The sequence below is a fragment of the Bacillus fungorum genome (genome assembly GCF_002746455.1).
In the GTDB taxonomy this organism is placed as follows: Bacteria; Bacillota; Bacilli; order Bacillales; family Bacillaceae_G; genus Bacillus_A; species Bacillus_A fungorum.
The window spans coordinates 331,177-344,555 of the sequence record NZ_NWUW01000004.1 but is presented as its reverse complement, the minus strand read 5'-3'; the positions used below and the strand labels follow the sequence as shown (position 1 = coordinate 344,555).

17 protein-coding genes and 1 pseudogene are annotated in these 13,379 nt (G+C 34.0%); 5 read left to right on the top strand and 13 right to left on the bottom strand.

The window, feature by feature from the left end; all coding sequences use genetic code 11:
* Positions 1-131: 131 nt before the first annotated feature.
* From CO726_RS32950 to CO726_RS33140, 3 genes and pseudogenes are all read right to left on the bottom strand, one after another.
* Positions 132-230: pseudogene (locus tag CO726_RS32950) on the bottom strand (DUF3784 domain-containing protein); the annotation flags it as partial.
* Positions 231-248: 18 nt separating this feature from the next.
* Positions 249-419 carry a Fur-regulated basic protein FbpA gene (fbpA, locus tag CO726_RS08555; RefSeq protein ID WP_000098301.1) on the bottom strand — a complete coding sequence of 57 codons (171 nt, stop codon included), beginning with the start codon at positions 417-419 and terminating at the stop codon, positions 249-251.
* Between the two features lie 233 nt (positions 420-652).
* Positions 653-808: a hypothetical protein gene (locus tag CO726_RS33140; protein ID WP_425427776.1), complete on the bottom strand. Its 156-nt coding sequence runs from the start codon at positions 806-808 to the stop codon at positions 653-655.
* A gap of 212 nt (positions 809-1,020) precedes the next feature.
* On the opposite strand from CO726_RS33140, the gene CO726_RS08545 reads away from it, so the two are divergent.
* Positions 1,021-2,094 carry a WD40/YVTN/BNR-like repeat-containing protein gene (locus CO726_RS08545; protein ID WP_099683968.1) on the top strand — a complete coding sequence of 358 codons (1,074 nt, stop codon included), beginning with the start codon at positions 1,021-1,023 and terminating at the stop codon, positions 2,092-2,094.
* 39 nt (positions 2,095-2,133) lie between these two features.
* Here CO726_RS08545 and CO726_RS08540 read toward each other — a convergent pair whose 3' ends face one another.
* On the bottom strand, positions 2,134-3,279 hold the full coding sequence (locus CO726_RS08540; RefSeq protein ID WP_099683967.1) for a DUF4179 domain-containing protein: 1,146 nt from the start codon (positions 3,277-3,279) through the stop codon (positions 2,134-2,136).
* Positions 3,276-3,842 (bottom strand): sigma-70 family RNA polymerase sigma factor, encoded by a 567-nt coding sequence (locus CO726_RS08535; protein WP_099683966.1) that lies wholly within the window; start codon positions 3,840-3,842, stop codon positions 3,276-3,278. Before CO726_RS08535 ends, CO726_RS08540 begins: the two co-directional genes overlap by 4 nt.
* A 411-nt stretch (positions 3,843-4,253) precedes the next feature.
* Here CO726_RS08535 and asnB point away from each other — a divergent pair, with 411 nt between their 5' ends.
* Entirely contained in the window at positions 4,254-6,077 is a 1,824-nt protein-coding gene (gene asnB, locus CO726_RS08530) for an asparagine synthase (glutamine-hydrolyzing) (protein WP_099683965.1), read from the top strand.
* Between the two features lie 39 nt (positions 6,078-6,116).
* Here the strand turns inward: asnB and CO726_RS08525 are convergent, their stop codons facing one another.
* Positions 6,117-6,947, bottom strand: coding sequence for a PP2C family serine/threonine-protein phosphatase (locus tag CO726_RS08525; protein WP_099683964.1), 831 nt, complete (start codon positions 6,945-6,947; stop codon positions 6,117-6,119).
* A gap of 125 nt (positions 6,948-7,072) precedes the next feature.
* Between CO726_RS08525 and CO726_RS08520 the strand changes: the two genes are divergently transcribed.
* Positions 7,073-7,483 (top strand): MarR family winged helix-turn-helix transcriptional regulator, encoded by a 411-nt coding sequence (locus CO726_RS08520; RefSeq protein ID WP_099683963.1) that lies wholly within the window; start codon positions 7,073-7,075, stop codon positions 7,481-7,483.
* A complete protein-coding gene (locus tag CO726_RS08515) occupies positions 7,467-7,796 on the top strand; it encodes a DUF3147 family protein (protein ID WP_074609900.1) in 330 nt (109 codons plus the stop codon). The genes CO726_RS08520 and CO726_RS08515 overlap by 17 nt, the downstream gene beginning before the upstream one ends.
* Positions 7,797-7,839: 43 nt before the next feature.
* Here CO726_RS08515 and CO726_RS08510 read toward each other — a convergent pair whose 3' ends face one another.
* The 6 genes from CO726_RS08510 to ucpA form a co-directional block, all read right to left on the bottom strand.
* Positions 7,840-8,211: a hypothetical protein gene (locus CO726_RS08510; protein ID WP_000461767.1), complete on the bottom strand. Its 372-nt coding sequence runs from the start codon at positions 8,209-8,211 to the stop codon at positions 7,840-7,842.
* Positions 8,212-8,300: 89 nt separating this feature from the next.
* Positions 8,301-8,876: a histidine phosphatase family protein gene (locus tag CO726_RS08505; RefSeq protein WP_099683962.1), complete on the bottom strand. Its 576-nt coding sequence runs from the start codon at positions 8,874-8,876 to the stop codon at positions 8,301-8,303.
* Positions 8,877-9,034: 158 nt separating this feature from the next.
* Positions 9,035-9,676: a DUF3885 domain-containing protein gene (locus tag CO726_RS08500; protein WP_099683961.1), complete on the bottom strand. Its 642-nt coding sequence runs from the start codon at positions 9,674-9,676 to the stop codon at positions 9,035-9,037.
* A gap of 50 nt (positions 9,677-9,726) precedes the next feature.
* On the bottom strand, positions 9,727-10,818 hold the full coding sequence (locus CO726_RS08495) for a serine hydrolase (protein WP_099683960.1): 1,092 nt from the start codon (positions 10,816-10,818) through the stop codon (positions 9,727-9,729).
* Between the two features lie 177 nt (positions 10,819-10,995).
* A complete protein-coding gene (locus CO726_RS08490) occupies positions 10,996-11,157 on the bottom strand; it encodes a hypothetical protein (protein WP_000109008.1) in 162 nt (53 codons plus the stop codon).
* 193 nt (positions 11,158-11,350) lie between these two features.
* The gene (gene ucpA, locus CO726_RS08485; RefSeq protein WP_099683959.1) at positions 11,351-12,145 is read right to left on the bottom strand and encodes an SDR family oxidoreductase UcpA; all 795 of its coding nucleotides are present in this window, start codon (positions 12,143-12,145) and stop codon (positions 11,351-11,353) included.
* 199 nt (positions 12,146-12,344) lie between these two features.
* Here ucpA and CO726_RS08480 point away from each other — a divergent pair, with 199 nt between their 5' ends.
* Entirely contained in the window at positions 12,345-12,767 is a 423-nt protein-coding gene (locus tag CO726_RS08480; RefSeq protein ID WP_099683958.1) for a YfmQ family protein, read from the top strand.
* 40 nt (positions 12,768-12,807) lie between these two features.
* Here the strand turns inward: CO726_RS08480 and CO726_RS08475 are convergent, their stop codons facing one another.
* Positions 12,808-13,332 carry a COG3014 family protein gene (locus CO726_RS08475; RefSeq protein WP_099683957.1) on the bottom strand — a complete coding sequence of 175 codons (525 nt, stop codon included), beginning with the start codon at positions 13,330-13,332 and terminating at the stop codon, positions 12,808-12,810.
* Positions 13,333-13,379 lie beyond the last annotated feature (47 nt).

Genomic DNA, 13,379 nt, shown 5'->3' with positions numbered 1-13,379 from the left:
AAAAAAATCGCCTCTGCTTTCGTGTTTTTGTTGGTGTGGTTACTTACAATTATACAGGACAAGGCGATTTTTTTGTGCAAAAAAAGGGCTGCCCATAAGTCGGTTTCACCGACTTATGGGACAGCCCTTCTTCACTTTGTCGTACTCTTATTTAGCAGATTCCCTCTAATAATAAACACAATTGTCCCTAAAACAACTAATGCAGTATATACGATCCCAACCAGATCACCTTTTACTAATCTATATAGCTATGCCTGAATATCTGCATAATCTTCCATATCTTCGTACTCTTTTTCCAATTCCTCTAAAGACAGCTCGTATAATTGTCGGTCACGAATTTTAAACACACCTGCCCCAATTAACTCATCAATTAAATGCCTCTTACGATTTTCAACAGCAAAACGGAGTTGACTACTCATCTTTAAAAAAACTCCTTTCTACGATCATTGAAAATGATAATCTTTATCGATTACCGCTTTTGATTATAAAAGATGATTCTTTATAAGTAAAGTAATCTCATGAAATATTTACCTTACAAAGTATTTGTGGCCACATTATATATATGTATGCTGTGCGAAAAATGTTATGACACTTTTTCGTATCCTTTTTCTTTCATACTTTGCAAGTTGTCTCACTATGATGAAATTCACCATCAATTTCTACTTGAATGGTGACATGTTCTACATGAAACTTGTCCTTTAATACATCCCCCAATTACCTCAGCAATCATAAAACTTGTCGTTAATAAGAAAGCAATTAGTAACGCTTTTTTATTTTTTGAATGACCGTGATCATGTGAATGTCCCATACAAATGCTCCTTTAAGCGCAATATCTGTATGTTAGTATGAAACAAACTCCCCATCTTTATCCCGCATTAACTGCCCGTAAACGCCCACTTCCTCTGTATACACACTTCGCTACTTTTCAAACAAGTCCTTTTTCTCAACAAAAAATAAGACTACTTCTTTTTCAGCTTCATATTGTTTACTAATGAAAGAATTTTTAAGGAGGTTATGAAAATGAAACGTTTATTTCTCTGTATGGAGCGTGAACTTGTTGTAGTGAAAGAACAATATGGTAACTACGAAACAGCGTATCACTTACAAAATATGCAACCTACCTGTATCGCTGTTGATCCATTTCAAAAGAATCGTGTATATTGCGGCACATTTGGAAGAGGTCTCTGGTTAAGTGACGATAGCGGAGATTCATGGAGACCGATTGGAGATTCTTATCGTTACTTTGATTTTCCAAAAGAAGATGGTATTTTACATTCTTCGATTACTTCCATTGCGATAAGCCCTAATGAACAAGTTAACGGATATGGAGTCGTTTATGTAGGGACTGAACCGAGCGCTTTATTCCGTTCAGAAAACGGTGGTGAAACGTGGACGGAACTTAAAAATATGAAATCATTATTATCTTCTTATACGTGGGCTTTCCCGCCTAGACCTTTTACCCATCACGTACGCTGGATTACAGTGGATCCAAACAATCCAAATACAATTCATGTTTCAATCGAGGCTGGTGCTGTTATTCAAAGTAACGATAAAGGGCATACATGGATTGATAAAAAATTCGGTGCTCCTATCGACGCTCATCAATTACTCATGCACCCTGAAGCACCAGATCGCCTTTATGCATCATGTGGTGACGGATTTATGGGCGGACCTGATCGCGCATATCTTGAAAGTTATAACAGTGGAAACAGCTGGATTTCATGTAGTGAAGGACTTGAGCATCATTATTTATACAGCATGGCTATTGATCCAGCTGATTGCGATACGATTCTCGTTTCTGCTGCACCGAGTGCTGATCTCGCTCATCACCGTATTCCTTATGAATCTTATATTTATCGTAAAACGAAAGATACTCCTTTCCAGCAAGTGCAGCAAGGACTACCATCAGCAATCGGTACAGTCATTTCGATGTTTGCGACAAACGAAGCCGAACCACATACATTTTACACTTTAAATAATAACGGTGTGTTTCAATCCAATGACAGCGGCGAATCGTGGGAACAACTAAACATTCCGTGGAAAGATGAGTATAAAACGCAGCATCCGCATGCGTTACTCGTTACTAGTTCTTAACGAAAAAACGACTGCCTAATTGTTTTAGGCAGTCGTTTTTTATTTCTTTAAGTCGATTACAATAGTATCTAACACCATATCCTTATTGCCTCCCAGTCTTCGAGGTACAAAACGCTCCTTTACTTGTCCTTCAACTATTGTTACCGATCCATAATTTTCAGGAGTGTGAATTCTTAAATTAACGTGAGGTGTTATTATTAACTTAGTCGCATTCTCATTAAGTTGTTGGAATGTTTTACTCCAATTAAAATTATAAGAATCTTCACCTGAACCTCCATTTCCTTCTCCATAATACTGATTACCTAAATCATCTCTCACTTCTAAATCGACATCCCCTCCATCCCATACATCCCTTATCTCTTGAGATACTTCTTGGTTGTAGTATAGAATAAACGAAATTGGTGTTATTTCCATTCTCTCCATATTTACTTTGACACCATCTTTTTCTGTACTACCTCCAATCAATTGCTCTTTATTTTCTATTCCTTTTAGATTAATATTAAAATTCCAATCCCCTTTTATCTCTTCTTCAGTTTCTAAAATAGCTATACTTTGTACACTCCATTCAACATTCACTATAGTTTCTTTACTACCAACTAGATCGCTACTTGTTTTTATTAAACCTGTATATTTTCTATCTGCGACTTTAGTAATTTTATTGCTGCCTGATTGGGCACCTGCTCCTTTAATAGTTAAAAAATCCAACGTACTTGGATTTTCGCCTAGATCTCTGTTACTTTCTATAGAATAGTTTATTGATACTGTCTTCCCATCAAAAATCGCATCATTAATCGTTATCTTAATTCCCTTGCTTTCTTTTGTCATATTTAGTACTGTAGCGTATTGTTTATAATTATAATGAGGTTCCATTATCTTCCCTGCGTCAGCTTTAGAGTTTTCATATAACCCTGTTCTACCATTATCTAAAAATCGGAATATGTCACCTACAATTGGCAATCCCCCGGCATATGTAGGAAAACCGATACCAAGCGTTGCAACTGATAATCCTACTAAAATAGATGCAACAGCAACACCCTTCTTCCAAGTTTTCATCTTTTTCTTCGTACGTATTGATTGTTTTACATTACGCTTCACTTTTTCTTTTTCAATTTCAGAAGCCTCAATTTCTTCTACTTCTTTTTCATCTATATCAATATCATTTAATAATTCATAAATGTCTTTCATATTGCACTACCTCCAAAACTAATATTCGTAGCATTTTGTTGTAGTTTCTTTTTTCCCCGGTATACACGATTATCGATCGCTGCCCTAGTTAATCCTAACTTGTCACCTATTTCCTCAGTCTTCATACCAAGTAAATATTTCATAATGAACACCTTTTGATCTAGCGGCTCTAATTGATTAATAAGCATCAATAATTCTTCTCTATCTTCCATAACAATTAATTCGTCTTCCGCTGACTTTTCCGTACTGATATGAAACTCATCCGAAATAATTTCTACTTTTTTAGTCGCTTTCCGGTAATAATCAATTGCTTTAAACTTCGCAATCGCTGCAATCCATTTTTTAAAATCACTCGGCTCTCCATGAAACTTATTTGCGTGATTCCAAATGGATAGGAAAATATCATTTACACATTCCTCTATGAGTCCATCATTTTGAACCGGGAGAAGTATTTTGTGCGTGATTCCCTTTATGAGTGGTAAGTATGTATCGACAACAAATTCTAGCGCATCTTCTTTTTGCCGCTGTAATCTTTTTATAAAATTTTTCTCATTTGATTTCATGTAGCGATTCCCCTTATTTTTTTGTAAAAGCTTTTACACCCTATATAACGTCTTACAAAATTTTTTCTCTCATCTTTTTTATTTTTTGTATGTAATGGAATACTTTCCCTTAGCTATTGTCTCACATAACTATGCATTCAAAGAAAATTTTCTCAAGTCTGCAATTTGATTCATGTAGTACACTATTTATATAGTCATTCTTTAACTTAGTGTACATTTTACCCCGTATTAACGGGCAGTAAATCCCACCTCAAAATTGTGCGAATGCGAGGAAGTTAGGCGGGAGATAACTGCCCGTAAAAGCCCGATTGGTTCAACTAATAATCAGTGAGGGATGAAAAAAAATCCCACTGATTAAAGTTTCACTTTATTTCATTAATCTACTATTTTAAATTAGGAGATGAGATGTGTATGTGTGGAATTACAGGTTGGGTAGATTGGAAGGAAAACCTTTCAAATCAACATGTTATTTTAGAAAAGATGGCAAATAGTATTCAGCATCGTGGGCCTGATGCTGAAGGTTTTTGGTTTTCACCTCGTGCGGCCTTTGCACACCGGCGTTTAATTGTTATTGATCCAGAAGGCGGGACGCAGCCGAAGGCATTTCGTGCTGGTGATTATACGTATGCTCTTACTTATAATGGAGAAATTTATAATTTCCGCGAGCTTAGAGAGCAACTTCAAAAATGTGGTCATGCATTTGAAACGCATTCAGATACAGAAGTATTACTACATGCATATTTAGAATGGAAAGAAGACTGTGTACAACATTTAAATGGGATTTTTGCCTTTGCAATATGGGATGATCAGAAGCAACAGTTGTTTTTAGCACGTGATCATTTAGGCGTAAAGCCACTCTTTTATACAGAAAGAAATAACAGTATTATTTTCGGATCTGAAATAAAAGCATTATTAGCTCATCCATCTGTTCCTGCTGAAATTGATATGGACGGCATAAATGAAATATTTGGATTAGGCTTATTTCGAACTCCAGGATGTGGCGTCTTTAAACATATTCAAGAAGTGCGTGCTGGACATTCTATAACGTTTACACGTGGCAATAAAGTAGTTACGAAGTATTGGAACTTAGAAAGTAAGATTCATACAGATTCTATAGATGAAACATCCTCGCATATTTTATCTATTTTACAAGATACAGTAAAAAGACAATTAATTGCCGATGTCCCTCTCGTTTGTATGTTATCGGGTGGATTAGATTCTAGTGGTATTACTGCACTAGCGGGGAAAGAATTTGCTGCAGAACATAAAATACTTCATACGTATTCCATTGACTTTGTAAATAGCGCAAAAGATTTCGAACTGACATTTGCTCGCACTGGTTTAGACGCTCCTTGGGTAAAACGCGTTTCTGAACATGTAGGAACATCACATCATGATATTATTGTGAATGCTGAAGAATTAGCAAATCACTTATTCGTTCCCCTCCGTGCAAAAGATTTACCGAGTGCTGGCGAAATGGAAACTTCACTATATTTACTATTTTGCGAAATGAAAAAAGATGCAACCGTAGCTTTATCCGGAGAATCTGCTGATGAAGTATTCGGTGGATACCCATGGTTTCATCAAGAAGAATTACTATATGTAGATAAATTTCCTTGGCTAACAAATTGGAAAAATACATCTCCTCTTCTATTAAATGAAGTAAATAACCAATGTAACTTAGAAGATTATATTGATACACGATTCCAAGAAGCGATACTTGAAGTACCTACTCTTGAAGGTGAAAATAAAAAAGAAGCAAAACAACGTCAAATGTTTTATTTATTTTTAACGAGATTTCTTCCGTTCTTACTTGACCGTAAAGACCGTATGAGTATGGCTGTAGGATTTGAAGTTCGTGTACCGTTTTGCGATTATAGATTAGTTGAATATTTATGGAACGTTCCTTTCAACATAAAAAGCATTGATAATATTGAAAAAGGCATTTTACGTAGAGCACTGAAAGCTGCTTTACCTGACGATGTACGCAATAGAAGAAAAAGTGCTTATCCAACTTCACAAGACCCACATTATTTACAAACAATCCGTCATTTATCACTCGACATGTGCAGTAATAAAAACAATCCTATTTTCTCACTTATTAATCATTCCACATTACTTGCCATTGCCGATCAAAGTAATAAAGAAATTAACAATTTTGAAGCAAAAAGTGCTATGGAATACACGCTTCAAGTAAATGAGTGGTTAAAAACGTATCACATCCATATTGCTTAACAAAAAGGAGTTCAAGGATAAAAACCTTGAACTCCTTTTTTATGAATTAGCACATTGTTTATTTTCAGTATCAATGGACCATCCAATAATCGTGGCACAATCTCTCCCCTTCCACTGCAGTACATTTGTTAATACTGGTTCAATCTGCAGGCTATTTCCGTCGTGCAATATTTCTACTAAAGATTGATCATCATCAAACCTTCGTTTATCACATTCTAAAATACCATCCGTTGCCATTACAATGTGATTCATCCCTTTTTCTAACCCCCTTACACCTGACGTAAAACAAGGGGTATTTGCTGCAAAAATATTTTTCCTACCGATATATTCGTAATTCTTCCGTTTATTTAATCGTCCTTTTCCATTCTTCGTTTTTTCAGAATGGAATAAATAAGCGAAACAATTACCAACTGATAGCCAATATAAAAATTCACCTTTTCGCAAACAAATTAAACATGCAAGTTCCTCATCATCTTGATCACATTTTTCAATAAACAACTCATCTGTAAATAACGCTAATAAGTACATATGTGTATGATGAAAAGCTAAATGTATCGGGTAAGAAAATAACTCTTTTAGTTTCTCTTTTCTTTCTGAAATTGCTTCTATTATATAATCTATATTTTTTGTTTTGTGGTGTGTATCAAAAATCATAACAAATTCAAATTGTAATTCAGGATCCCACCAAGCAAGTACTGCATCTCCTCGTTCATATGCATCACTCTCTTGATTTCCCCCATATACGCCGACTGAAAGAGGACCACATTTTTCAACATGTATTTCATCTACATACATCTGTTCATGACTCATCCATTTGAATGTATTCACAGCTATCATCCTCTCTCTTGCTAAATGTATACCTTTACACATAGATTACCTTATATTTCAATAAAAATAAACTTTTTCAACATTTTTTATCCAGATAAAAGGATTTTATTTCTATATTAACGAATATATCTTATTATACGATATAAAAAGTAGGAGGATTTATCATTATGAAAGACATCAATCAGCATTGGGAGAGCATTTATTATCACTTACGATATGAATATGAAGACAACCTTTCTCACCAAGCCATTCGTATTTTACAAATCGTTTCTCGTGAGAAAGATATAACAATTGGAAAAGTCGCTGCTGAACTTAGCCTCTCTCATAACACAGCGTCTGAACACGTAAAGCGCCTTATTCAAAAAGGATTTATCATGAAAGAAAGAAACAAACAAGATGAAAGAGTTGTGAACCTTACATTAACGAAAGAAGGCATTGAAGTATTAGAAAAGCATACTTTACTAGATAAAGAAAAGATAAAAATATTAGAATCACAGTTATCAAAAGAGGAACAACAATTAATCGAAAAAGCTTTTTCGTTATTAGCGAAGGAGGCAAAATATGCATTTCCTCGTTAAAGTAATCGTTTCCGCACTTATTATCGGTGTTATTACTGAAGTCGCTAAACATTATAGTACGATAGGTGGGTTTATTGCTGCCCTTCCTCTCGTAAGTTTACTGAGCCTATTTTGGATTTCTTTCGAAGGCGGGAACAAGCAAGAATTAAGTCAATTTGCTATAGGCGTATTATATGGATTTCCTGCATCCGCACTATTATTATTTATCGTCTATATGGGTTTAAAAAACTCATTTTCACTTAGTACATCTGTCCTATTCGGTATAGGTGTTTGGTGCATTGTTTTTGCTTGTCAAAAATTATTTCAAGCTTAGGGGCATAAAAAAAGGAAGCAACTAAAGCTGCTTCCTTACTTATCTATTCATAATCTTCTTCATCATCGATTTCTTCGTAATACGAATTCCCATTACTTACATATATAGGACCATTCGCAACGTCAATACGTAATACCCATGCCCATGGCACAGCTAAACGCTTATGTATTGCTCGCCAAAAGCTCATTGATTTTCTTTCGTACTCCTGAAACTCCTGAAGTAACTCTTTGTAGGAGGAACCGTCTAACTGAATATTTGCTTCTAACAAACGAGAATGGGCATAGTACTGCAGCTCTAGTTCAGCAGCAATTTCCATTTCTTCTTCCGTTGCCATACCAATAATTGTTCCATCTGCTGGTGCAATTTCATATACGTTGTGAACTTCAATAAGCCCTTCTTTCTCTTTCTCAAACATGTAAACAGCCTCCTTTAACATATATTTTTTATGTTACAAAGTCATACTTCTACAATAACATCTCTCTTTCCTCTTTTTTTGATAAACTTTTACAAATTATTTATCTGATAATCTGCAGACTGTATTCTTTCTGCAGAAATGAAACCATTATTATCAAAAGTTAATTTATACACGTCAGGCATATGAGGGGTTTTCCAAAACTGAAAATCATATTTCGAGTCGAAATAATTCATTAATAATACCATAATATTCCCATGAGTACCTATTACAATATTCTTACCTTTATATTTTTTAAATATACTTTGCATACATATTACAGCGCGTCTTTGTGCTACATCATTTGATTCTCCGCCTTCGTATGCAAAACTCCAATCTTCCCACACATTCTCAATGGCATCATTAAAATCTGCTACTGGCTCTGAACTTAATAACCTTTCTCGTAAATCTTCTTCTATTTCTATTGATACATGATATGTATTCGCAATTCCTTGTACAGTTTGAACTGCTCTTTTGTACGGGCTAGAAATCACTACATCAATATGTTTATCTTTTAATAAGCTTGTTACATTCTCTGCATCCAAGTGTCCTTTTTCAGATAAAGGACGCTCCCGTTCTTCTTTTGTATAGGTAGAATGGGCATGGCGAACGAAATATATTGTTGTCATTTATTCATCTCCCTTTTTTATTTCTATCCAAATTCAATACATTACCATGAAATCCCTTTACCTTTATAATAAGTGCTGTCAAATTTGAATATTGATTTTCATACTAATAAAAGGGAAACACCTCATATGGTATTTCCCTCATTTAAAATAGACTACATTCAATTAAATACTTTATCAATTTTATTTCTATCATAATCTAATATCCAATCATTATATGTATGATAAATATCCCTAATTGTATTAGGAGAGGTAGCTAATACATCACAACCTCTATCATCATAAATGTGAAATATAGTATTCTTGTTAACATTTATGAAATACACCCTATGAAAAATACTCGGTTTGATTCCCATATCTTGATTACAAATTGCTTTTAACATAGGAATGTATTTCAAGTCAGAAACTTTACATTTCAAAGTAAATCTATGTGTTTTATACAATCCATCTTCATCATCTTCTGGAAAAACATAAGGGATTGTATTTTTCTGTAACTTAAATAAATCGGACTTCTCTTTCACATACTTAGAAAAGATATTCAATTTGTGTTTGAAAGTTTCACCGTCTGCATAGTCATTTACATCCACTACAATATAAATATTATCTTCTGTTGAATGTAAAAACTGAAATAAAGTAATCGCTCTGTTATAAACGCCTTCTAAATATGAACAATTTTCATAAATATTATTGCAATCATAGTCCACACCTAATCCAAAACGAATACTAATAGCCCAATTATAAAATAGAGGTGGTCTAAGTTCTAAATTTGGAAACTTTTCAAGCATATACTCATTCAACCTCATCTCAACACCTACCTTTAATAACATCTTGTTTACATAATAAAATTATTTCACTATAATTCACTTCTGAATTCCTCGCTTATAACAATATCTCGAATAAAGTAATCCATATTACTTAGAAGTTTTTCAAATACTTTTTCACTCAAATTGTTCATCATAAAGAAAATCTCAATCTTATTCCCTTTTTTATCAGTACCATAGAAACTATTTGTTAATACAAATGCCGTAGAACCACCTTTCTGTCCAGCAAATTCGAACATACCCTCTCCTACGGTTCCTTTAAATATATTCTCAATCTCACCTTGGATTTGTGGCGTAAAATAATTTCTGCTATTTATCTTTTCCATTAAACTCATGTAATCCTTCGCATTTGCACCTACGAACCGATCTGACCAAATACGTTGGAAGTCCATATCGGCTTTTAACGATATCCCCCGTTTTGTCCATTCTTTCTCGTCTTTCATCCATTCATGTATTTGCCATACATGTTTAATATATTCATCATTAGACATATTACGTAGCTTGTCCAATGCTTTATTTTGAGGAATATGCAGTTCTTTTTCAGCATAGCCCCTCATATATAATGCCCCTGTATACACTGGATAAAATTCATCGTGACTATTTAAGCCTAACTCTTTCAAACTTTCATTCACCCGTGCCGTTCCAAGCTTATCCAATAAATATGATGCATTCGCATTCGAACTATAATGGATCATTCCTTTCACTACTTCTTCTAAAGAAGTTTGCCCACCCTTCACTAACTTTTTAGCTTTTACATCATCTAGCCATGCAGGGTGTGCGCGGCCATCAGTGTTTTTCACATAGTATCTTTCTAATTCTTTTAATGAAATTTGCTCGTCTTTTCTTATTTTCCCTTCAGCTACTTGCTTAGCATATTCAATTGCTATAACGATTTTCGACATACTTGCCAGTGGTAGTTTCTCATTTTCATTTATTGATGTTAATGTTTCACCATTTCTTTTAACAATTAAAGAAGCTGTTTTATCATCCCCATGTTCTTTTATGTAATTTAGCACATAATTAGAATCTTCTTTTGAATTGACATATTCCTTAACTAAAAAGAAAGCTATATAACCTACTATAATAATTCCTACTATACTCCCAATAATCTTTAATCCTCTCATGATACTCCCCCTTAAAACAATTATATTATATATTAAATTAAAATATTTTATCTTTTTAATTAATAATTAGTTTGTTTATACAAATTTTCTAATCTTACACAATAAAAAAAACATGCCTTCATTAGAAAAGCATGATTTGTGATATTCTTCACATTGTTTAGTTAAAAAATAAACTTTTTACTTACCATGATGTAACATTAAATCACTAAGTTCTTCTTCAATGTGATTTAATTTCGCAACGCCTTCTTTCCATTTATGAATATAACGTGAAACCCCGACAATAAATAAAACAATAATTGTAGAAAGAATAATACCATATACGATTGTTACAGTACTCATAGTTACACTTCCTTGTAATTAGTTATATTTTTATTATAAACCTTTTTCTTTTAAAATACTTCGATTTCAACTTTTTGTAACAAAATTGACTTTTCTAACAATACTTCATAACATTATAACGCTAGAAGAAATCCCTGTCAGATTCCTTCTAGCATTATGATTCACAGAACTAAAACCCTCATTCATAATCCTTTTACTTTACACCGACTGAAACTGTTTCTGGCAATGTGCTACCCCCATCAATGACAATGTGTGTACCTGTTATGTAGCTTGATTCATCGGATGCTAAAAAACCTGCTAACTGACCTACTTCTTCAATTCTCCCTAAACGTCCTAAAGGAACACCCGAAGCAATTCCATTGATGACATTACTCGGCTCATTTGAATCAGATTCATTTGCTATTTGCTCTGCCATTGGTGTCATAATGTAACCTGGGCAAATTGCATTTACAGTAATACGATGTTTTGCTACTTCACGTGCTAGCGCTTTCGTAAATCCCCAAATTGCTGCCTTCGTCGTTGCATATGCAGTTTCACCTTCATCAGCAACCAATGTTCCTGTTACAGAAGACATATTCACAATCTTCCCGTAGTTTTTCTCAATCATATATGGCAATACCGCTTTAGAAAAATTCCATACACCATTAATATTTACTTGGAATTGAAAATCACGCATTTCATCTGACATATCTAAAAAATTTGCAAGTCGAATAACACCGGCGTTATTTACTAATATATCAATCTTTCCGTACTTCTCATATGCATCTTTCGTTACTTCTTTTACAGCAGTAATATCAGCCACATCGACTACATAACTCGTAGCATCTAACCCTTTGCTAACAATATTTTTGGCAGTCTCATGAACTGTCTCTGAAATATCAACAAGTAATACTTTTGCCCCCAGCTCTGCAAATACATGAGCAATTCCAGCTCCGTTCCCCATCGCAGCTCCTGTAACAAAAGCGACCTTACCATCTAATTTCCCCATTTTATAACCCCCTTATAATATATAGAAAACCTTTACATTTTTATCATACTAAATATTCCCTCTTATTCTTCACACATCTCCATTTGTTTAAAAAACGTTCAAAAACAGGAAACATTTTCACAAATTATACAAAACTTCACCATATGTACTATTACCATATGAGTTATATTATTAAATAGAATAAAGGGGATGATATACTATGACGACTTGGTTTATTGTAATGTTAGTTGTATTTGGAGCATTTAAAATTATCGTTTCTAGCCTTCCTAACACTGTTATTGAATCCATTATTAGCAAGTACGAAACACATCCACAGCTTGAAGAAGCGAATGTGACTGTTACAATCCATGGAAATAACGTAGAAGGCGAAAAGAAATCCAAAATTATTCATGATTTTAACGAAGGTTTATTTTTAGATCGCTATTATGCACCGCCACACAATGAGGGTACTCCTTTAATTATCAATGCAAAACGTGGCAAAAAAGATTTTACATTTTATATTTATAGTCACGAAGAGCATGTTGATGTTGTAAAACAACATAAAAAGAAGGTTGTTGCTTATAGTTTACGCTCTAAAAACCTTCAAAATAGTGATATGTTCGTGTCAGTTGATTTAGCTTAAAAGGCTGTCGTTATACACGACAGCCTTTTAAACTATAACTCTATTTATTTTTCTTCGCTTCAATTTTCGCTTGCGCCTCTTCAGCCTTATCTAATGCTTCTGAAACTTTCTTCTCTTTTTCTTTCGCGTCATCTATACTATCTACAGCTTTAATGAGTTTATCAATTCCTTCTTCTTCTACTTTTCTCCGCTTTGCTACTCTTTCATTCACTTTCTCTTCTACATCTTTTGCTTTTTGAAGCATATTCTCTGCATTTGATGTTACAGCTGTTTCAAGTGTATCGTCTTTTTTCATTTGTAATACTTCATTTGCAATGTCTTTCGCTTCTAAATACTTACCGTCTTTTAATGCTGTTGCTCCGTGATCCATTCTCTCGGCAACTTGTTTATATGATTTCGCTTCATTTCCTGACTTTTCTTTTTCCGCTTTTTCAAACCACATCGTTGCATCACTATATTTTTCATCTTTCAATGATTGCATACCTGTTTCAATATATGTGTCATAATTGCTACATCCAGCCATCACGACTAATAGAAAAAGCATAACAAAACTTAATTTTTTCATGATGTTGTCTCCTTTTCTTTGCCTGCTCACTTTACTGTAACATACAT